The 20,660-nt window shown below is 59.8% G+C and carries 20 protein-coding genes and 1 tRNA gene; 10 read left to right on the top strand and 11 right to left on the bottom strand.

Annotated elements, in window-relative coordinates; translation table 11 throughout:
- Positions 1 to 117: 117 nt before the first annotated feature.
- Entirely contained in the window at positions 118 to 1,002 is an 885-nt protein-coding gene (locus K5Q02_RS12940) for a pirin family protein (RefSeq protein ID WP_225831071.1), read from the bottom strand.
- Positions 1,003 to 1,141: 139 nt separating this feature from the next.
- Here K5Q02_RS12940 and K5Q02_RS12935 point away from each other — a divergent pair, with 139 nt between their 5' ends.
- On the top strand, positions 1,142 to 2,116 hold the full coding sequence (locus K5Q02_RS12935) for a LysR family transcriptional regulator (RefSeq protein ID WP_225831069.1): 975 nt from the start codon (positions 1,142 to 1,144) through the stop codon (positions 2,114 to 2,116).
- A gap of 74 nt (positions 2,117 to 2,190) precedes the next feature.
- Here K5Q02_RS12935 and K5Q02_RS12930 read toward each other — a convergent pair whose 3' ends face one another.
- Entirely contained in the window at positions 2,191 to 3,057 is an 867-nt protein-coding gene (locus tag K5Q02_RS12930; protein ID WP_225831067.1) for an aldo/keto reductase family oxidoreductase, read from the bottom strand.
- Between the two features lie 72 nt (positions 3,058 to 3,129).
- On the opposite strand from K5Q02_RS12930, the gene K5Q02_RS12925 reads away from it, so the two are divergent.
- The 3 genes from K5Q02_RS12925 (at position 3,130) to K5Q02_RS12915 (ending at position 6,905) form a co-directional block, all read left to right on the top strand.
- Positions 3,130 to 3,762, top strand: coding sequence for a TetR/AcrR family transcriptional regulator (locus tag K5Q02_RS12925; RefSeq protein WP_225831066.1), 633 nt, complete (start codon positions 3,130 to 3,132; stop codon positions 3,760 to 3,762).
- Positions 3,763 to 3,962: 200 nt separating this feature from the next.
- On the top strand, positions 3,963 to 5,576 hold the full coding sequence (locus tag K5Q02_RS12920) for a YdgA family protein (RefSeq protein ID WP_225831063.1): 1,614 nt from the start codon (positions 3,963 to 3,965) through the stop codon (positions 5,574 to 5,576).
- A gap of 279 nt (positions 5,577 to 5,855) precedes the next feature.
- Positions 5,856 to 6,905 (top strand): IS3 family transposase, encoded by a 1,050-nt coding sequence (locus K5Q02_RS12915; RefSeq protein ID WP_225831062.1) that lies wholly within the window; start codon positions 5,856 to 5,858, stop codon positions 6,903 to 6,905.
- Positions 6,906 to 7,025: 120 nt separating this feature from the next.
- Here the strand turns inward: K5Q02_RS12915 and K5Q02_RS12910 are convergent, their stop codons facing one another.
- From K5Q02_RS12910 to K5Q02_RS12900, 3 genes are all read right to left on the bottom strand, one after another.
- Positions 7,026 to 7,457: a bleomycin resistance protein gene (locus tag K5Q02_RS12910; RefSeq protein ID WP_225831060.1), complete on the bottom strand. Its 432-nt coding sequence runs from the start codon at positions 7,455 to 7,457 to the stop codon at positions 7,026 to 7,028.
- 94 nt (positions 7,458 to 7,551) lie between these two features.
- Positions 7,552 to 7,627, bottom strand: a tRNA-Thr gene (locus K5Q02_RS12905).
- Positions 7,628 to 7,697: 70 nt separating this feature from the next.
- Entirely contained in the window at positions 7,698 to 8,537 is an 840-nt protein-coding gene (locus tag K5Q02_RS12900) for a CvfB family protein (protein ID WP_225831058.1), read from the bottom strand.
- 167 nt (positions 8,538 to 8,704) lie between these two features.
- Here K5Q02_RS12900 and K5Q02_RS12895 point away from each other — a divergent pair, with 167 nt between their 5' ends.
- Positions 8,705 to 8,896 (top strand): hypothetical protein, encoded by a 192-nt coding sequence (locus tag K5Q02_RS12895; RefSeq protein WP_225831056.1) that lies wholly within the window; start codon positions 8,705 to 8,707, stop codon positions 8,894 to 8,896.
- 273 nt (positions 8,897 to 9,169) lie between these two features.
- Positions 9,170 to 11,386, top strand: a complete 2,217-nt coding sequence (locus tag K5Q02_RS12890) for an LTA synthase family protein (RefSeq protein ID WP_225831054.1) — start codon at positions 9,170 to 9,172, stop codon at positions 11,384 to 11,386.
- A 16-nt stretch (positions 11,387 to 11,402) separates the two neighbouring features.
- On the opposite strand, the gene K5Q02_RS12885 is transcribed toward K5Q02_RS12890, so the two are convergent.
- Both K5Q02_RS12885 and K5Q02_RS12880 read right to left on the bottom strand, forming a co-directional pair.
- Complete coding sequence (locus K5Q02_RS12885; protein WP_225831052.1) at positions 11,403 to 12,128, bottom strand: substrate-binding periplasmic protein; 726 nt, start codon at positions 12,126 to 12,128, stop codon at positions 11,403 to 11,405.
- Positions 12,129 to 12,244: 116 nt separating this feature from the next.
- Positions 12,245 to 12,652, bottom strand: coding sequence for a transcriptional regulator (locus K5Q02_RS12880; protein WP_225831050.1), 408 nt, complete (start codon positions 12,650 to 12,652; stop codon positions 12,245 to 12,247).
- A gap of 184 nt (positions 12,653 to 12,836) precedes the next feature.
- On the opposite strand from K5Q02_RS12880, the gene K5Q02_RS12875 reads away from it, so the two are divergent.
- Together K5Q02_RS12875 and K5Q02_RS12870 are read left to right on the top strand one after the other, a co-directional pair.
- Positions 12,837 to 14,612 (top strand): S8/S53 family peptidase, encoded by a 1,776-nt coding sequence (locus tag K5Q02_RS12875; RefSeq protein WP_225831048.1) that lies wholly within the window; start codon positions 12,837 to 12,839, stop codon positions 14,610 to 14,612.
- 83 nt (positions 14,613 to 14,695) lie between these two features.
- Positions 14,696 to 14,986: a hypothetical protein gene (locus K5Q02_RS12870; RefSeq protein WP_225831046.1), complete on the top strand. Its 291-nt coding sequence runs from the start codon at positions 14,696 to 14,698 to the stop codon at positions 14,984 to 14,986.
- A 53-nt stretch (positions 14,987 to 15,039) separates the two neighbouring features.
- Here K5Q02_RS12870 and K5Q02_RS12865 read toward each other — a convergent pair whose 3' ends face one another.
- The 4 genes from K5Q02_RS12865 to K5Q02_RS12850 form a co-directional block, all read right to left on the bottom strand.
- Positions 15,040 to 16,392, bottom strand: coding sequence for a DEAD/DEAH box helicase (locus K5Q02_RS12865; RefSeq protein WP_225831044.1), 1,353 nt, complete (start codon positions 16,390 to 16,392; stop codon positions 15,040 to 15,042).
- 96 nt (positions 16,393 to 16,488) lie between these two features.
- The gene (gene rarD / locus K5Q02_RS12860) at positions 16,489 to 17,391 is read right to left on the bottom strand and encodes an EamA family transporter RarD (protein WP_225831042.1); all 903 of its coding nucleotides are present in this window, start codon (positions 17,389 to 17,391) and stop codon (positions 16,489 to 16,491) included.
- 457 nt (positions 17,392 to 17,848) lie between these two features.
- Positions 17,849 to 18,448: an FMN-dependent NADH-azoreductase gene (locus K5Q02_RS12855; protein ID WP_225831040.1), complete on the bottom strand. Its 600-nt coding sequence runs from the start codon at positions 18,446 to 18,448 to the stop codon at positions 17,849 to 17,851.
- Positions 18,449 to 18,595: 147 nt separating this feature from the next.
- Positions 18,596 to 18,910 carry a 3-phosphoglycerate kinase gene (locus K5Q02_RS12850; protein ID WP_225831038.1) on the bottom strand — a complete coding sequence of 105 codons (315 nt, stop codon included), beginning with the start codon at positions 18,908 to 18,910 and terminating at the stop codon, positions 18,596 to 18,598.
- Positions 18,911 to 18,986: 76 nt separating this feature from the next.
- Here K5Q02_RS12850 and K5Q02_RS12845 point away from each other — a divergent pair, with 76 nt between their 5' ends.
- Positions 18,987 to 19,910 (top strand): LysR family transcriptional regulator, encoded by a 924-nt coding sequence (locus K5Q02_RS12845; RefSeq protein ID WP_225831036.1) that lies wholly within the window; start codon positions 18,987 to 18,989, stop codon positions 19,908 to 19,910.
- A gap of 130 nt (positions 19,911 to 20,040) precedes the next feature.
- Positions 20,041 to 20,595 carry a peptidylprolyl isomerase gene (locus K5Q02_RS12840; protein ID WP_225831034.1) on the top strand — a complete coding sequence of 185 codons (555 nt, stop codon included), beginning with the start codon at positions 20,041 to 20,043 and terminating at the stop codon, positions 20,593 to 20,595.
- Positions 20,596 to 20,660: the final 65 nt, after the last annotated feature.

Genomic DNA, 20,660 nt, shown 5'->3' with positions numbered 1-20,660 from the left:
GCCTTGCGCAGCACACCTGGTATGTTTTGCGAGAGCTGCAAGGCATCCCCCAACTGGCATCCGGCGATTGCTCGATGCGAGATGGAGGATGGCAAGTCGGATCGTGTGGCGTTGCCGTTATTTGAAAATGGGCGTCGGGCCTGAACGCGGCTGAGCCCTCTGCTGTTCACGCAGTCGACGCCCCAGTTCGGCGATCCTGGTTTCTCCGGCGACCAGTGCTTCGGCGTTGGTGTGTACCGAGTAATTGCCGAGTTGCAGTTGGTAGGGATGCGGAGCGGCGGAGCCGATCACGAACACCGCATCTTCTTCCCCGGCCGTGAGCCGTATGGCTTGGTTACCCGCTTCGAACACCACCATCTCTCCAGCATCGATCAGGTCAGGCGACGTAAGCCGCCCACGGCTGACGCTGAGCCATAACGATTCGTGCTCCGCCTGTGGCCTGTATTCCCAGGTTTCGCCCTTGGCAATCGTCACCAACAGGTAGGTGATGTTTTCAGGTGCACGAACAGGGCTGCGCACGCCTTCGTAGCTGCCAAGAATTACCCGCGCCGGCCCTGCCTGGGGCATGGCGGCAGCTTCCAGGTATTGGCTGTCAACGGCGGCGCTCTCCAGATGAGGGGGTAGCGCGACCCACAGCTGGAAACCCTGAACGCGTTTGGAGGTGCCGGCACTCATTTCTTTGCCATGCCAGACGCCGCCACCGGCGCGCATCCACTCGACGCCCCCGTAGGCAATTTCTCCTGTACCGGCATCCGGGTCATCGAAGTGCAGATTCCCTTCGGTGATCACCGTGACGGTGGCGATTCCCGAGTGGGGATGCATCGGCATCTGGCCGACGAACGAGCTGTCCGCCTCGAACAGGTCGAGAAAAACGAAGGGCTTGATCAGGTGGCCCAAGTCGGAGGGGCTCATGAGACGCACGATCGGGCCATGCCCGTGGCCTCGGGTACGGTGGCTGATCTGGCGCGGTGCGACTACGTGGTGCAGCGTTGAATGACTCATGCCGGACTCCTCTGAATGCAATGCCCCGCTGCCTGTTCTGGGCGCGATGACTGATGACGTGGAGGAATCATATGAGTTCTTGATTCATATGATTAGAGCCTACAATTGCCTTTAACTCAGCCATTTATGGAGCAATCCCGTGTTCGATCTGAACGATGTAGCCATATTCATTCAGATCGTCGAGGCGGGAAGCTTTGCCGGGGCAGCACGGCGCATGGGGGTTCCATCCAATACGCTGAGCCGGCGTGTCAAACAGTTGGAAGAAACCATGGGAGTACGTCTGCTGCACCGCTCCACGCGCAAGCTCGCGCTCACGGATGCAGGCCGCTCGCTCTTCGAGCAAAGTGTCATACAGGTTACTGATTTGCTGGAGGTCAGTCGGCGCTTTACCGATGGCAGTCAGGAACCGGCTGGGCGGATACGGGTTGCCGTACCTGCAGACTTCTTCGACTTGTTTCACATGGAGTTCGTCGCCAGCTTTCTGCAGCGTTATCCCAAGATCCAGTTGGATTTCCTGCTCAGCGACAACCACATGGATCTTATTGCCGAGGGCGTCGATCTGGCATTCAGAGCCGGCGTTCTCCCGGACTCCAGCTTGGTCGCCCGCAAGATTCTGACTGGCAGCCGAATGCTTGCCGCAAGCCCCGATTACTTGAAAAAACACGGCACACCCACAGATGCATCCGCACTGGGTGAGCACCTGTGCATTTTTCCTTCCAGCCCATCAGGGCAAACCACTTGGCACCTTGTTGGCCCCCATGACGCGGCGCACATCACGGTAAGTGGACGGGTTTGCGCGAATACCGCACAGGCCCAGTTGAAGGCAGCGGTCGCCGGCCTGGGTATCTGCTTCTTGCCTCGGCCGATTCTGTACGCAAGCTTGAAAAACCAAAGTCTCGTCCAGGTGCTGCCTGACGTTCGTCAGCAAGGGAATGATCTCTTTGTTGTTTATCCGAGCAGACGGCAGATCCCCCGGGCAGTCAGCATCTTTGTCGAGCAGGCAACGGCGCATTTACTTGAGGAAATGGCGGGCCAACAACTGCCGCAGGCATCCCCGCCCCATGACCAGGAGGCTCATGGGCAGGCGGCGCCAGCGTTGCAAAAAGCGAAATGACATGGCAACAAGAAGGCCCATGCTGACTTAACGGGCGGAGAATACGCTGCCGCTGGTGAGTACAGGAAAGATCATCAACCAGCGATTGTGTTCAAAACTGCCAGCGTCTCATCCGACAGAACCAGCTCACTCACGGCAAGGTTTTCTCGCAAATGGTTGACCGAAGAAGTGCCGGGGATCAGCAGGATATTGGCTGATCGACGAAGCAACCAGGCCAATGCCAACTGCATCGGCGTCACAGCAAGCCGCTCTGCAATGCTCGACAACACGGACGACTGAAGCGGCGTGAACCCACCTAGCGGAAAGAACGGCACATAGGCGATGTCATCCCGAGCCAGCTCGTCGATCATGGCGTTATCGTGCTGATGAGCAATGTTGTAGTGGTTCTGCACGCAAACGACATTGACGATCTTGCGTGCTTGAGCCAATTGCGTGGGCGTAACGTTGCTGATGCCGATATGGCGCACCAGCCCTTGCTGCTGCAACTCGGCGAGAACCCTCAGTGGCTCCTCGATGGAACCCTCGGCCGGCCCCATGGGGCCATGCATCGCACGGAAGTTCACCACATCCAACACGTCTACGCCGAGATTGCGCAGGTTGTCGTGCACGGCCTGCTTCAGCTCCTCTTTCGAAATCGCAGGAAGCCAGGCGCCCTCGCCGTCTCGACGCGCGCCGATCTTGGTAACGATGGTCAGGCTGTCCTGATACGGATGCAGCGCCTCACGAATAAGCTGGTTGGTGATATGCGGCCCGTAGAAATCGCTGGTATCGATATGGTTCACACCTGAGGCGACGGCCTCGCGCAACACGGCCAGCGCCGCGTCACGATCCTTCGGAGGACCGAATACACCAGGCCCGGCGAGCTGCATCGCGCCGTAGCCAATCCGATTCACCCGCTTATCACCGAGAATGAAGGTGCCGCTTTTATCTAAGCTGCTCATGGCTATCGCCCTTGCTTCGTTTGAAGAAGCCTATGATATGAAGGATCCCTCAGGTTTTAGAATTCGCATTCCATGAGCACCATTAGAACGTCATTAAAGCCCAGAAAAGCGGCCGTTCAGGCCCGCTCCACAGCGACTGTCGAGGCTTTGCATACCGCGACCCTTCAGGTTTTGACCCAGCAGGGTCTGATCCGATGCACCACGACGCGCGTGGCCGAACGCGCTGGAATGTCTGTCGGCAGCCTTTATCAGTACTATCCAAACCGCGATGCACTGCTTGCCGCGATACTCGAAAAACACCTGCTCGAGGTTGCCGAGAGCGTTGAACTGGCCTGCAGCGAATTGCTGGGCAAACCTGTCGCTGCAATGGCCTCAGGTCTTGTCGTGGCGTTCTTTGCCGTCAAACTGCGCGACCCTGCGGGGTCGAAAGCGCTCTATGCCATCGCAGCAGAGCGAGGCGGAGCCGAACTGGTCAGGCGCATCACGACACGCATGGTGGCAGCCATTGCAGCCATGCTGAAAAGCGCAACCGATGCCCATTTTGACGATCCCGTCGTGACTGCAGCGATTTCACTCAGTGCCGTTTCAGGCCCGGTGCGAGCCTTGCTCGAAGGCCATACTCCACCGGGCTTCGAAAAAGGCCTCGAACAGCAGATCGTGGCACTTTTGCGGGCCTACCTGCAGACATATCAGAAGCCTGCATAACCGCCAAAACGCATACGGATGGGGTGTAGAAAAACCCACCATGAGCACCCAGGCAAACGTACGAACAGAGAGCGATCGCACAGTGCCACATACTGCATGGTGCTACCATCGCGCCGCCTTTCGCAGTGCCGCGCTCGTCGCGCAGGGGTTATTGCCAGGAAGGCCGAACATTCAAATCATGGACATGCATTGAGCAGACGATGAAAAAAATTGTAGGAATAGCGGTCGGCGTTGTGGTTGCCGTTGGCGTGCTCAGCACAGCCGGGGCCTGGTACACCGGTACTCAGTTGCCGGGTGTTTTGCAGAACGCCATTGCAGAAGCCAACCAGCAAGGCCAGGACGCATTGCTGGGTACAGGCGCAACGATCAAACTGGAGCTGGTGTCACTGGACACTCGTTTTTTCACCAGTACGGCTCATTACCGCCTCAGTTTCGACGCGCCAGCCAAGGAAGACGTGCCTAGACACCTGGAAGTTCTACTGGTGGACAACATCGAGCACGGCCCGTTGCCAGTGTCGCGTCTGAAGCGTCTCAACCTGTGGCCGGTCATGGCCGCCAGCAACTACGCGCTGGAAGCCAACGAACTCACCCAGAAGTGGTTCGATGCCGCCAAAGGCGCTGCGCCGCTTACCGGCCAAGGCAGCCTGGGCTATGACGGCTCGACTAGCGGCACCCTGGTGCTTACCCCCCTCGACTTCGCTCCAACAGCGACCTCGGCGGTCAAGTTCTCCGGTCTGTCATTTGATATCGAAGCCAGCAAACACGCGGAAAAGCTCCTAGTCAGCGGCACGATGAACAGCCTGCTTATCAGCGTTGCTGAAGGCGAAGAAGCCCCCATCCAGGCTGAACTGCGCGGCTTGACTCTCGATAGCGATCAGCACCTGGCCAGTGGCGATTTCTACCTGGGTGACAGCAGCCTCAAACTGGCCACCGCGCAGATCAAGGTAGGTGACAAGCCTGCCGTGCTGATCAAGGACATGGCCCAGTTCGGTAGCCTGCAGGAAACCAGTGGCATGCTGAACGGGCGTATGGGCTACGACATCGGCATGGTCAGTTACGACGGCAAAGACCTCGCCGGCATGCACATGCTCTGGTCGCTGAAGAATATCGATGCGGCTGTCGTGCAATCGCTGCTTGAGTTTTACCGCGAAAAACTTACCCCTATCCAGCAAGCTCAGGCACTTGATCAGGAAGCACCGGACTTTGCCTTCTCCGACGCGGAAGAAGCGCGCCTGAAGAGCGACCTCGAGAAGCTGCTGAGTGCCAAACCGCAGATCGCTCTGGAAAAATACAGCGTCAAAACCACCAACGGCGAAGCATCGCTGAGCATGGCACTGGATCTGAACAAGCCCGAGTCGTTCGAGCTGGCGCCAGACGAGATTGCCAAGCAGATGATCGCCAAACTGGAAGCCAAGCTGTCCATCGCCAAGGCGATCATCGGTGATGGTGTCCGTGCTCAGGCAATGATCGAGGGTCAAACCGACGCCAAGGCAATCGAAGATCAGGCGGCCATGTTCACCGAAATGGGTAGCGGCATGGCTCTCGGTACCGGCTTGCTGACTCTGGAAGGCGATACCTTGCAATCGTCGCTGCACTACGCCAATGACAAGGTGACCTTCAACGGCCAGGACATGACCGTCGAAGAGTTCGCCATGTTCGTCATGTCCAAGGCCAACGGCCTGGGCGGTGGTGCTCTGGGTGGTGACGATCAGTCGCAATACGACGACTCGGAAGAAGCCTACCCCGAAGGTGGCATCGGCGAAGAAGACTACAACCAGTATGAACCGCAGGACGAGGCTGCTGACGAGCAGTGAGTTCGGGCGCAGCACACAAAAAGGCCAGCCATTTGACTGGCCTTTTTTATGATGGTGTCCCGTCCTGAATAAGGTTTACACCTTCTGACTTCTTTTTCAGGAGAGCCTTATGGCTGAAGGTGTACGGCGCAGTCAGCGAGATTACTCGCTGGCTTTTAAATTGGCGGTTGTCGATCAGGTCGAAAAAGGCGAACTTAGCTACAAAGAAGCCCAGGATCGCTATGGGATTCAAGGTCGATCAACCGTATTGGTTTGGTTGCGTAAGCACGGTCGCCAAGATTGGAGCCAAGGCGCTTCCATTCGAGCCGAGAGGAGTCGCGTCATGACCGCCCCCAAGCCGCCGACGCCAGAGCAGCGCATCAAAGAGCTCGAGCAGCAGCTCGAAGTGGCGACACAGAAAGCCCATTTCTTCGAGGCTGTAGTGGATGTTCTGAAGACCGACTACGGTGTGTCGATCGTAAAAAAGCGACCCGGCAAGTCCTCACACAAAGGCAAGTCGAAGGGCTGAGTATCGGTAGGGCTTGCCAGTTCATGGGAATCAGTCGTCAGGCCTATTACAAGCGCAACCGAGCGATTGACGGCAGGACGGATGAGTCGGGAAGCGTTGCACGGTACGTTAGCCAGATCCGAATGCGCCTGCCGCGAGTGGGCACCCGCAAACTGCATTACCTCCTGCACCAACAACCGAGCCCTGAGCTGAAGGTTGGTCGTGATCGTCTCTTCAGTATCTTGGCCGAGCATCGTCTACTGGTGCAGCCCAAGCGTGCGTATTACAAGACCACGAACAGCTTTCACCGGTTTCGTCGGCATCCCAACCTGCTCAAGGACGGGCCTGGGCAGGTGATTGCAACCGCGCCCGAGAATGTCTGGGTTGCTGACATCACCTACCTTCCCGGCCAGAGTGACCCACTGTACTTGAGCCTGGTCACAGACGCTTTCTCGCGCAAGATAGTGGGCCATCACGTCCATCAGGGGCTGCACGCAGACTCCGTTGCCAAAGCCTTCAGGGCGGCGCTGCGCAAGCGCCGAAAAAACGCCCCACTTGTGCATCACTCAGATCGGGGGATCCAGTACTGCTCAGCACTTTACCAAGGGCTACACGAGCGCTATGGGGTGCGCTGCTCGATGACGGATGGCTATGACTGCTACCAGAACGCACTGGCTGAGCGAGTCAATGGGATTTTGAAGGCGGAGCTTTTACCTGCGCGCTTTGAGAGCTTCGAGCAGGCACGGCAATTAGTGGATGAGGCGGTGCGGATTTATAACACCGAGCGACCTCACTTAGCGCTTAAATACAAAACGCCCGATGCAGTGCATCGGGCGTTTTGATCTCACAATCTAGCTGATACGGTGTAAACCTATTTCAGGACTAGACATGGGCCTGAAGCGAATCTGGATGAACCGAATATCAACGTATTTAACCCTCGTACACGTCTACGCGGATCGATCTCAACTTGAAGGGTATAGCCGCTCACCCAAGCGCTCCACCAGCCTGACGAGGTAGCCATCGGGATCCTGGACAATGAACTCGCGCTGGCCCACCTCCACGGAATCAACCCTGTACCAGGTATCCGTACAGTCTCGAAACAGGCTGAAACCCGCCAGGTCAAGGCGCTGGATGATGAGCCCAACCGCAGGAACGTCCACCTGCAGATTGATACCTCTTCCAAATGGCCGGGCCAATGGCGCGGCGAGCCATTGGCTTGCCGAGGCATCAACCTGTTCGAGCATGACCTGAGCGCCATCCAGATCCAGGTAAGCGAACCCATCTTCCGGGCGCTGATACGCCACCTTGAAACCCAGGCAGGACACCCAGAACGCAAGGCTGCTCTGCAGGTCGGTGACCATCAGTTCCGGCACCAGCTTGTTGCGATGAAACATGAGCTGCCTCCATGCATCAGGATCGCTCGCCACAATCGGGACGCTCCAGAAACAGAAAACCCGCTGCATGCGGGTTTCAATGGAGTGCATTGTCTGGTGCCGGAGATAGGAATCGAACCTACGACCTTCGCGTTACGAGTGCGCTGCTCTACCGACTGAGCTACACCGGCGGGAAATGCATTATTCAGCAGGCGAAGCGCGCCACTCAAACGTTTTCTAGCCGTTTAAAAGGCACACGTCTTATTTGGCCAGTTCGATGCGGTCTTCATGGATGTGAATCAGCCCCTGCTTGTACAGGCCGCCAATGGCTTTCTTGAAGTTACCTTTACTGACCCGGAACATCTCGCTAATACGTTCTGGCGAGCTTTTGTCACTTACCTCCAGCGTGCCGCCACTGTCACGCAGGCGGCTGAGAATTTGCTCGCTGAGGCCACCCGCCGCTTGCTGACCGATGGGCTGCAGGCTGAGGCTGATCTTGCCGTCGCTGCGCATGTCCTTGATGAAGCCCGGCTGGCGGATGCCTGCACGCATGAAGCCGATCACTTCGTTCTTGTGGATCAGCCCCCAGTGCTTGCCATTGATGATGGCTTTGAAGCCCATATCGGTAGGCTCGACCACCAGTAGATCGACTTCTTCGCCAGCCTTGTAGGTCGCTGGCACCTTGTCCAGGTAACGATCCAGTCGCGCGGTCGCGGTGATGCGGCGGCTGCGTTTGTCGACGAACACGTGCACCACGCAGTAATCACCGATCTGCAAGGGCCGCTTCTCTTCGGAGTGCGGCAGTAGCAGATCCTTGGGCAGGCCCCAGTCGAGAAACAGGCCAACGCGATTGATGTCGACCACTTTCAGGCTGGCGAACTCGCCGACTTGCACCTTGGGTTTCTCGGTGGTGGCGATCAACTTGTCTTCACTGTCCAGATAGAGGAACACGTTGAGCCAGTCCTCCACCTCGCTCGGCGTCTCCTTGGGGATGTAACGCTTGGGCAGCAGGATCTCGCCATCCGCCCCGCCATCCAGGTACAGACCGAAGTCGGTGTGCTTGACGACCTGCAAGGAATTCATACGTCCGATAACAGCCATGGTGCCTACCCTCATTTTCAGGCCGGCAGTTTACCCGAGTCGCCTGCGGGATTCTCGGCTGTGCGCGCCAGGTTGAGCGCATTTTCTGCCCACTGGTCATTGAGTGAACAGCGAGGCGCCCAGCGGTGGTACAATACGCGGCCATCTTGATTTCTCGAGTAGGTTAAATGGCCGTCATGCGCGTCAAAGCATCCCAGAGCAAAGCTAAACCAGCCCCAGCTGTCGAAACCAGCGAATCGATCGACGCCCAGATAGCGGCGTTTATCAAGTCCGGCGGCAAGATCCAAGAGATCGCCAAAGGTGTGAGCGGCCAGACCAACGGTCCAGCCAGCCGCCACATTACTATCGCCAAGAAGTAATACCCGTCTGTATCGACCTGCAGCGCCTGCAATGCCGGGCGCCAGGTCGGCAGCCTCCCCTAGCCCGTCCGGGCAATGATTTGAACGACTTATTTCTCGTCTTTGCAGCTTGTCGCTAGCGATGAGCACGCGCATGTTTCAGAATGATGTCAGTCCGCTTTCAACGCAGTCGGCTCTCCGGCTCAGCGTCTTGTCTATTTGCCACGTCGTTTAACCGATCTGATAAAGCTCGAGCGGGCACGTCGTTCACTGGCAATTGCTTAAGGAATACAAGTGCGTTTTTTCAGCCCCTGGCTGCAGCGACCTGTCAGTGCTCTGGCAGCGCTGGTTGTCTTATTCATTTTGCTTCCCTTGATCAGCCGCTACACATTGGGCTGGTCGCATCCCTTCGGTTATCTCTCGGATCTGGCCATCGGCAGCCTGTTGCTGTGGCTGGTACAACGCCGCAGTCTGTTGCTCGGCATTCCGCTGATTCTGGGCTGGGTAACGCTGAACCTCGGTACCGCCGAGTTGGTCAGCGCCGTAGGGCGAATGCCGGAGCCGGCAGATCTGCATTACCTCACCGATGCACAATTTATCAGCCACTCGACCCAGGGCGGCGGCCTCACTCATCCCTGGCTGGCTGCCGGGCTGATCTCGGCTGCGCTGGCGTTCTTCGCCCTGCTTGCCGTCAGCCGCAAACAACGCACCAGCAGACCATCGACGGCCTGGCTGCTGCTACCGCTCGGCCTGTTCAGCGCACACGGCATCTCCCAGTACCACAGCCCCAGCGAAGCGGATCAGTGGTTGCAGTTCAACCTGCCGCACAAGTGGCTGGCGGAAGGTATCAGCACCGCTCAAATCGGCGTCGAAGACTGGATCGCCCGGGGCCAGCCAAGCAGTCCACCGGACGTAACCGGACTGACCCGGCTGGACATGGACGGTACCTCGCTATTGAGCGAGCCCGGCCGCGCGCGCAATGTTCTGATCATCACCCTGGAAGGCATTCCCGGCGCCTATATCGCCGCCAGCCGCCAGGCCATCGGCAGCAGCTACCAGGCTGACCCGATGCCACGCCTGAGCCAATGGGCCGAACGCGGCATGCTGACCAATGATTACGTACTGCACGGCCACCAGACCATCCGTGGCCTCTACGCGATGCTCTGTGGCGACTACGACAAGCTCGCCTCGGGCACGCCGAAAGGCATCGAGCTACTGGCCAATGCCGAGCGCAGCGCCCAGTGCCTGCCTGCGCAATTGCGCGAACAGGGCTTCAGCACGCACTTCCTACAGGGCGCCGGGCTGCGTTTCATGGCCAAGGATCAGATCATGCCGCGCATGGGGTTCGAGAAGACCCTGGGCCGCGACTGGTTCCGTAATACGCCCTACCTCGATTTCGCCTGGGGCATGGATGACAAATCCTACTTCGAAGGCGCGCTGACCTACGTCGATGGCCTGCGCAAGCAGAAAGCGCCATGGATGCTGACTCTGCTGACCGTCGGCACCCATCAGCCCTACTCCGCCCCGGCCGACTACCTCGACCGCCACCCCAACGCTAAACAGGCTGCCATTGCCTACTTGGACGACGCTGTTGGCGAGTTCCTCGAGGCCCTGGACAAGCGCGGCGTACTCGACGACACCCTGGTGATCGTCACCTCCGACGAGTCCCACGGTATCGAGAATGTGCGCCTCGCTTCGGCCTGGGGCTTCAACCTGATGCTGGCTCCCGAGCAGGCTCAGTTGCCGTCGATCAAAGAAGGCGTTTACGGGCACGTCGATCTCACCGCCTCGGTTCTCGATTACTTCGCCCTGCCGTTGCCGGCGGATATCGCTGGTCGCTCGATGCTGCGTGACTACGCCCAAGGCCGCGAGATCATTTCATACACCAACGGCCTGCTGCGCGAGCACGACGGCCGCGGCACACTCACCGAATGTAATTTCCAGCAGGTCTGCCGCCGCTATGCCAGCCCTGGCTTCATTGCCGATCACGCACACTACCTCGGCCGCGTCAGCGGCAAGCCGGCGCGTCTGGTGAGTCAGCGTGCAGAGTTGCTGGATCGTTCACTCAGCGATGGCCAGGGCAACCAGCTGCTGCAGTTCGCCAGCAACGAACGTATTCGCTTGCGCACTACGCCAGGCGACGACTGGGCCGACAACCTGATTGGTGCCCAGTACCTGGAGCTGCCAAAAGGCACACAGACGACAGTGACGCTGAAGATCAATGCGCTGAAGATGGCCAAGTCCGGCGCTACGCTGCGCCTAAAAACCAAGGAGTTCGACCGTGATGTACTGATCAACATCCCGGAGATCCCGCTGTTGAAGGAAGGCCAACCCTTGGAGCTGAGCTTTGCCTTCGACAACCTCGATACGCGCAAGGCGTTTTCCTTCCACCTCGTGGGCGAAGGCAAAGGCTCCATCGAAATCACCGATTTCAGCGTCGCTACGCGGCCTATCGAAGCCGAACTGCTGGCAGCTCAGGCAGAGGAAGAAAGTGCAGAATTGACCCAGTGAGCCACGCTCACAGGGCTCAATAAATCGCGTAACGCCGTTCGATCTCAGCGTACTCGCCGCTGGCGCGGATAGCTGCCAAGCCCTTATCGAAGCGATCACGCAGCGCCTCGTCGTGTAACCCCAGATGGTAGGGGGTGGCGGGAAAGAGCGGGTATTCGATGACCGGCTGGCCGACATCGACCTGGGCATACACCTCGCGATTGAAGTAATGCAGGATGCGCCGGTCACCAATTACTACATCCACACGCCCGCTATAAAGCAGCCGATTGCGGGCGACCTGCTGGGCTTCCTCATGATAACGGGGGTTGTCTTCGGCCATTTGCCGGAACTCGTCGCCGAGCAGGAAACGGGCGCGCTGGAAAGCGCGAACCGAGTAGTGCCGCAAATCACTGATGCGCTCTATGCGATAGCCGCGAGATGCCAATGACATGGCAACGTTCTGGTAGTAGATGTAAGGCTGCGAATAGAAAGGCGCTGCCCCATCCTTGGCGTTTGTGGTGGTCATCGCCTCAATCTCACCAAGTTTGAAGGAACGATGCAGACGCTCCATGGGCGAGTAATAAGGCTTCACCGTAAAGCCGGCGGCACGCGCAGCAGCGACCACTACGTCATACTCGAGCCCTCTGTTCTGCCTCTCAAAGACATAGGGTGGCTTGTGGGTGCCAAAGCCGATTCTCAACTCCTCGGCCACGCAATCCAGCGCGAGGAGCGACAATCCGACTACCCACCACTTCATGCGCATAACTGCCACTCATCGGCTCCGTAGCCAGTTGGTATAGCGGGGGCGAATCACGCTGTCCAGCACGGCACTCATCGCCCATACCAAAGCTTACCAGCCACTGCGCCCATTACCGGTATTCAAACTAGCGTGGCCTTGGGCCCCAGCCCATCGAACACCTCTGGCGTCAGCGCCGCCAGCCCGTGCTGGTCGAGTACCTCACGCGGATGCTCTTCCCCGGGGAAGGTGCTGTCGATCATGCTCAGCAACTGGGAGCCGCGCGGGGTGAGCACAAAGTTTTCCCCATTACCGCCCTCACTTTCCGGGCGTGGTTCGATAAAGCCGCCAGCGAGCAGCGTGGCTTCATAGCGATCGGCCTGGGCCTTGAGCCCGTCGATATCCTGCACATCCTGACCAGCCTGCTGCAGCGCCTCGGCCAGTTCCTCGGCACAGCGACGCGGCACGAACGCCTGGCCGGCGCTGTTCTGCACGTCGTGCAGTATGCGCTCGATGAGATCCCAGTTATGGGTTTGGGCCTGAGTCGTCATATCATCATCTCCCACCATTTAGGGCACCCGATGGGACTATCGGATGCGGCGCCCGCAGGCACCTGTGAACGTGTGACGCTGCTGCATTGGGCAAGGTTCGCCCTATCTGCCCAAACGCAGCCTGAACCAAGGCAAACGGCGCCAGTCTGAGGCGCATCTCCCCCTTCGCACAAAGGACTCACCCATGCTCCGCCGGCCACCGCTGCGCCCCGTTCTCAGCGCCCTGCTTCTGGCGACCATCGCGCCATCGGTACTGGCAGCCGAACCGCTGCGGCTCAAGCATCTGTACCGCTGTGAAGACGTGCTCGATAGCCAGCGCCAGACCTTCTGCCTCGACGCTCGTGGCATGGCAAGCGGCAACCTGCAGGTGTTGCTCGACGGTAAACCGCTGCCCGCCAGCGCAGTAAGCCGTCGCGATGGCCTGCGTATCACCCTGAACAGCGACAGCTACCGCAGTGGCCCGCTGTGGTTGCAGCAGGGCGACGCAGTCAGCAATCCAGTGTGGCTGTCCATGGCGGGTAGCCATGTACTGGCAGCCAAGCCGAGTGAAGTGGCCAAGAACATGGATGGCCTGAACACCTACGTCGACCTGGTCAGCGTGGTCATCGAAGAAGACGCGAAAGGCCTAGAGACGGCCAAGGCACTGGCGAAGAAATACGGCGCTGAAGTGGTCGGCGCGATTCCGCCGCTCAATACCTTCCAGCTGCGTCTGCCAGCCAAGGATCTGATCCAGCGCGATGCCATGGTGCTGCGCCTGGGTAGCGAGCTGAGCGTGGATGCCGTGGTGATCGAAGAATCCTCGGCGGAGGAACAGGAAGCGCCAGCTGGCGAGTCCGCAGATGCTCATCTCGACGAAGAGGAATGGGCAGCGAACCGCTTTATCGATGCGGTGAACTACTACCAGCGGCGTATCCCGTCCAAGCGCTCGCCCATCGAAACCAAACCGGTGCGCATCGGCCTGATCGAACGCAATGTCGACTTCGACGCTCCGGACTTCAAGGATTACCTCGGCGCCGCCGAGCGCGATGGCCATACCCCTCACACTCGCCTGTACAGCCGCGACGCCGACAAGCCGAACGGCCATGGCTCCACCGTTGCCGGCATTCTCGCCGCGCGCTGGGACAACGGCGGCAACACCGGTTTCCTGCGTGGCCTGGACGGCGCCGGCCCTGGCTTCGAAGTCATCGTCGACCGTAACTCGGATGCCGGCATCACCGCCAACATCGCCGCCTCGGTCAACCTGGTCGAAGATGGCGTTCGCGTGCTGAACTGGAGCTGGGGCATCCACCGCGTCGGCGCCAAGAATATCCATGGCGACGAGATCGACTCACTGGTGCGCTCAGGCATTGCCATGAGCGGCTACGAGGAACTGCTCGAAGAATTCTTCCTGTGGCTGCGCCGCGAGCACCCGGATGTGGTGGTCATCAACTCCGCCGGCAACGGTGCATCATTCTCCGGCGCAGACGACTACCGCCTGCCCTCCTCCTTCGTCACCGAGCAACTGTTCGTGGTCGGCGGCCACCAGCGCAGCGAGCGCAAGGACGTCGCGGTAGACGACCCGGCTTACGTTACCCGGCGCAGCTCCTCGAACGTCGATACCCGCGTCGACATCACTGCTGCCGCCTGCGTGCGCGCCTCCACAGCAGAAGAAGGCAAACAGGGCAGCGTGCATTGCGGCACCTCCTACGCCACGCCACTGGTGGCGGGCGTGGTCGCGGCACTGATGTCGATCAACCCCGAGCTGCATCCCGATCAGTTGCGCATGTTGCTGCGCCGCAGCGCCATGACCATCGGCGAGGAATTCGACTTCGAGCCCACCGATGCCGACGACCTGACAGCGCCGATTCTGCCCTCCGAACGTGGCTTCGATCTGAATGACAAGGACATCGGCCGCTCGGCCAGGCTGGACATGCAGAAAGCCCTGGATCTGACGGTGCGCAGCCTCGATAGCGTGAAATAGCACGCCGGCCGATAGCCTGAACCTTCACGCCAAGCAGGCACTCAATCCCAGGACATGACCCTGCTAAGCGTGAGGAATTGAGCATGATCAAGCATATCGCGCCACTCTGTGGGCTGGCTCTGGCGCTCTACGGCGCCGGTCACGCACAGGCCTGCACGGCCGACGAAGCCGCCGCCAAAGCCCAGGAGCTGGCTGCAAAGGTCGAGGAAATAACCCAGCGCGATCCCGAACGGGCCGCCCTGTTGCGCCAGGAACTCAAGGAAGCGGAGCCGCAAACCGAAGCCGACAAGCTGGGCACCGATTGCGACGCCTATGACCAGCGTCTGCGCGAGCTGGAAGAGATCGGCGGCGAGGTCGAGGAACAGGTGGAGTGAGGCTGGGGGTAACAGGCGCGGCATGAAGCGCGCCCGTCAGCAGCCCCGACGCATCAAGCGTCGGCGGAAGGCGCCTTGCGCTTGAGCGGCGCCAGCCCATCCTGGCTGACCAGGGTCGGCGCATCGCTCTTCGGCTTGTTCACCGTGTTGCGTTTGGCTGGAGTTTTCGCGACTGGCTTCTTGGCGATCTTCTTACCGGTTTTCGGATCGATCTTTTTCTTCTTCGGGCCAACTGCCTTGCCAGACGCCTTGAGGTTCTTCGGCCCCTGGTAAACGCCCTTGTGCTCCTTGATGCTGCGACGCTCGAAACGCTGCTTGAGGTAGCGTTCGATGCTCGACATCAGGTTCCAGTCGCCGTGGGTGATCAGCGAAATCGCAGTGCCTTCGCTACCAGCACGGCCGGTGCGGCCGACGCGGTGTACATAGTCGTCGCCGGAGCGCGGCATATCGAAGTTGATCACCAGATCCAGCCCATCGACGTCCAGGCCGCGGGCGGCCACGTCGGTGGCGACCAGCACCTTCACGGCGCCCTGACGCAGGCGGTCGATGGCCAGCTTGCGATCCTTCTGGTCCTTCTCGCCGTGCAGCACGAAGGTCTTGAATTCCTTGGCCACCAGCTTGCCGTACAGACGATCGGCCTGGGCACGGGTGTTGGTGAAGATGATCGCCTTGTCGTAGGTCTCGTTACTCAGCAGCCACTCGACCAATTGCTCTTTGTGGTGGTTGTGGTCGGCGGTAATGATCTGCTGGCGGGTGCCCTCGGCCAGCTCGCTGACGCGGTTGAGCTGCAGGTGCTCGGGGTCACGCAACACCTTGCCAATCACCTCACGCAGGCCGGCGCCGCCACTGGTGGCGGAGAACAGCAGGGTCTGGTGCGCGTTGCCGCACAGCTCAGCCAGGCGCAGCACATCTTCGGCGAAGCCCATGTCGAGCATGCGGTCGGCTTCGTCCAGCACCAGCATTTCCACGTCTTCGAACAGCAGGTTGCCGGCGTTGGCATGCTCGATCAGGCGCCCGGGAGTGCCGATCAGGATGTCGATCTTGCGCAGCATGGCGGCCTGCACCTTGAAGTCTTCACCGCCAGTGACGAGACCGGCCTTGAGGAAGGTGTACTGGGCGAAGCGCTCGACTTCCTTGAGGGTCTGCTGGGCCAACTCGCGAGTCGGCAGCAGAATCAGTGCACGCACGCTCAGGCGCTGCTTGGAATTACCGTCGCCGAGCAGGCGGTGGAGCATCGGCAATACGAAGGCAGCGGTCTTGCCGCTACCGGTCTGGGCGGTTACGCGCAGATCCTTGCCCTGCAGCGCAGGCGGAATCGCCGCCACCTGTACCGGAGTCGGCTCGACGAAATTAAGCTCGGCCACGGCTTTGAGCAGGCGTTCATGCAGGGCAAATTGGGCAAACACTGGGCAACCTCGATGCAAATGCTAAATCAGCCGCATAGGTTACCGCGTTCGCGCTCCGGGGCCGAATGCTTTCTCCGAACGGATGGTTGAAAACTGTCAGATGGCCGGCCGCATGCGCCATTGTTTGATCAGTAGACGTCCACTGTCCCAGCCCACCAGTACCACTGCCAGCCAGATGGGCAGGTAGGTGAGGAACTGGCCGGAGTCGAACTGCTCGCCCAGAAACAGCAGAGAAACCATGAACAGCAACACCGGCTCCACATAACTGAGGATGCCGAACAGCCCCAGCGGCAGGAGCCGCGACGACGCCATCATCGCGGCCAGGGCGATGGTGCCCAGCAATGCCATGCCCGGCACCAGCCACCACAACCGAGGAAACTCGCCGAATACGTTGTCCGGCGCCCACTGCAGGATCAGCCAGATGGCCAGGGGCGCCAGCATCAGCATTTCCAGAATCAGCCCGGACAGGGCATCAAGACGCATCCAGCGACGCAGCATGAAATACGGTGGATAGCCCAGCGCGGTGACCAGCGTCACCCAGGAAAAGGCCTGGGAACGCCACAACTCATGCAGGACGCCGGCAAAGGCGCAGGCCACGGCAATTTTCTGCAAGGGCCGCAGTCGCTCGCCATAGAACACCCGGCCGACCAGCACCATGGCCAGCGGCAAGAGGAAATAACCCAGCGAAACGTCCAGCATGTGCCCGGTGAGCGGTGCCCACACGAACAGAAACCACTGCACGCCGATCAGTGCCGCGGAAAGCGGCAAGGCGGCCAACAGCAAAGGCTCGCTGCGCAGGCGCTGCAGAACGGCAAGTAGCACCGGCCACTGGCGCAGTACGGTAACCAGCAGCAACACCGCCGGAATCGACCAGATCACGCGTTGGGCGAACACCTGAAAACCGTCCAGCGGCGTGAGCATCTGCACGTAGCCAGGGATCAGGGCAAACAGGATCGAGGCGCTGACAGAGAACACCACACCACGTCCGGAAAGCGTCATTGCGCACCTCGAAGAGAGAGAAATCACCCACGCTGTTCAGGCTATCAGGCGGCCGCAATAGCGGCACCAAAACGGCGCAGACAGACATGCCAGCGACGCTCTGGCGAACGGCGGCGCACCATAACGGTTCAGCGCAAGGCAAACAATCATCTGCGCCACGAAACTCCAGGCAAAAAAAGGAACCGCCGAAGCGATCCCTTGGAAAGTCACACCCAGGACAGGCCGTGTGAAAACGTAGCGAGCGAAGGTCAGGCAAGGCAAAAACCAGCGAAACGTAGCGCAGCGGAGTAACAGCCGAAGGCTGGCCCGTAGGGCGAACGTAGTGAGTCAAAAGCGCAGTTTACGAGTTGTAAATGAGCATTTTGACTGGGCTGGCATTCCAGCTAGTTTTTAACGCCGCATGACCGAGCGCAGTAGTTTTCACACAGTCTGGGGAGCACCGGGGGCGAGTGGCGATTCATATCACCTGAGTCAGGCGCAGCTCGGCGGCTTCCAAACCCTTGGCCATGAACTCGACACCGAGGTTGAGGCCCTCGGCATGGATGAAGGTGACGTCGTGGATACCCATGAAGGCCAGCACCTGACGCAGATAAGGTTCCTGATGATCCTGACAGCCGCCCGCATAAATGCCGCCACGGGCGGTGAGCACGAAAGCGCGCTTGCCATGCAGCATGCCTTGCGGATCGTTTTCGCTGTAACGGAAGGTCACCCCGGCACGCAGCACGTGGTCGAACCAGGCCTTGAGTGTGCTGGGAATGGCGAAGTTGTACATCGGCGCAGCCAGCACCAGCACATCGGCAACCAATAGCTCATCGATCAGCTGATTGGCGCGCTGTAACGCCGCACATTCGGCTGCGCCATGCTTTTCAGCAGGTTGCGTCCAGGCGTTAAGCAGACTGGTATCGAGATGGGGTAACGGCTCGACGCCCAGATCACGACGGCAGACAGCGTCGTTGGGGCGCTTCTCGCGCCAGTGCGCCAGAAGGCGCTCGGTCAGTTGTCGTGAAACCGAGCCGTGCTGCCGCGCACTGCTTTCAATCACCAGCAACTGAGCCATGGGGTCACTCCATCGATAGGCGGGTATCAAACGATGGGCGCGAGACTAGATAAACGAGGTTCGATAATAAAGCGTAAATATCCACCACTAAATATCGATGAAGTTGATTTGTTCGGGATCAGACCCTAGGCTGCTCGAAGTTTCAGGTCACTGTGGTTCGCAGGTCAGCTGAACACGCAGACGGATGATGCTGCGGGCGAATTTCACCGTCAGGTTGCCGCTCTCCCCCGCTGCCAGATTGGCGCTGCGGGTACGTGGCGCTTCCGGGCCGTTGCGAAACACCGCTTTGCAGGAAGCCGCCGTTTCGCCGTAGTTCTGTACCAGCACCGCCGCCATGTTGTGGTCGATTTCCTGGGAGCTGGCCGATACCTCGGCGCCATTGAGCTGCTTCTCCAGTTCGATGGGATAAGCCTGAGCTGCCAGCGGTAGCAAGGCGATCAGCGCGCAACAGAGTTTTTTCATGGCCAGCCTCCAACGGTGGGCCGTCAGTTTAGGGCCAGTACCCTGCCCGTGCACAGGGGCTGGCAGAGGAGATGAAATGAAGGCCCCACGCGTAACCCTTGATCAATGGCGCACTTTGCAGGCCGTGGTCGACCATGGAGGCTTCGCCCAGGCCGCCGAGGTACTGCATCGCTCGCAATCGTCGGTCAGCTATACGGTGGCGCGCATGCAGGAGCAGTTGGGTGTACCGCTGTTGCGTATCGATGGGCGCAAGGCAGTGCTCACCGAAGCGGGTGACGTGCTGCTGCGCCGTTCCCGGCAACTGGTCAAGCAGGCCAGCCAGCTCGAAGACCTCGCGCACCATATGGAACAGGGCTGGGAAGCTGAGGTTCGCTTGGTGGTCGACGCCGCCTACCCGAGCGCGCGGCTGGTGCGCGCACTCACCGCCTTCATGCCGCAAAGCCGTGGCTGCCGCGTGCGCCTGCGTGAAGAAGTGCTGTCGGGTGTCGAGGAAGTGCTCAAGGAAGGCGTCGCCGACCTGGCGATCAGCGGCTACAACATTCCCGGCTTCCTTGGCTCGGAAATGAGCCCGGTGGAATTCATCGCCGTGGCCCATCCTGATCACGCCCTGCACCGCCTGCAACGACAGTTGAACTTCCAGGATCTGGAAACCCAGATGCAGGTGGTGATCCGCGATTCCGGGCGCCACCAGCCCCGCGATGTCGGCTGGCTCGGCGCCGAACAGCGCTGGACGGTGGGCAGCCTGGCCACCGCCGCCACCTTCGTCGGCAACGGCCTGGGCTTCGCCTGGTTGCCGCGCCATATGATCGAGCGCGAACTGAGCGACGGCCTGCTCAAGCCCCTGCTGTTGGAAAAGGGCGGCAGCCGCAGCCCGGTATTCTTCCTCTACGCCAGCAAGGACAAAGCCCTGGGGCCGGCCACGCAGATCCTCACCGATCTGATTCAACGCTTCGATGCGGCCCCGCTTAATGCGGCCTTCGCCTCACCACCATCGGCCTGATCACTGTGCGATGACCTGTTCGATAGGCCATCGCCGCAGGCTTGCCACGCAGCGTTTGAACTCCCTGCCTGCTTGCCTTTCTGCATGAAGTCGAAAACACTGCTGCCACCTCACCTAAGGACTAGACACGATGTTGAAGAAACTCGCCCTTACCGCCTGCTCTCTGTTGTTCACCGCCCAGCTTATGGCCGCCGAAAACCCAGTGGTGCTGCTGACCACCAGCCTGGGCGAAATCGAAATTCAGCTCGATGAACAAAAAGCACCGATCAGTACCAAGAACTTCCTGGCTTACGTGGACAGCGGCTTCTACAAAGGCACCCAGTTCCATCGCGTGATTCCGGGCTTCATGGTGCAGGGTGGCGGTTTCGACGAGAACATGCGCCAGAAGAACACCAGCGCGTCGATCAAGAACGAAGCCGATAACGGTCTGCACAACGTGCGCGGCACGCTGGCCATGGCACGTACCCAGGCGCGTGACTCGGCGACCAGCCAATTCTTCATCAACCATGCTGATAACGCCTTCCTTGACCACGGCTCGCGCGACTTCGGTTACGCCGTTTTCGGCAAGGTGACCCGTGGTATGGAAGTGGTCGACCGCATCGCTCAGGTGCGCACCGCCAACCGCTCTGGCCAACAGAACGTGCCAGTGGATCCGATAGTGATTCTCGACGCCAAGCGCCTCTGATACTGCTACCCTCCTGCAAGTAACCCGCGTGCCAGAGCACGCGGGTTCGCCTCTGAGCCCATGTG

Origin of the sequence: Pseudomonas sp. MM211 (assembly GCF_020386635.1) — a bacterium.
In the GTDB taxonomy this organism is placed as follows: Bacteria; Pseudomonadota; Gammaproteobacteria; order Pseudomonadales; family Pseudomonadaceae; genus Aquipseudomonas.
The sequence above is the reverse complement of the archived record's forward strand: the minus strand, read 5'-3'. Positions and strand labels throughout refer to the sequence as shown.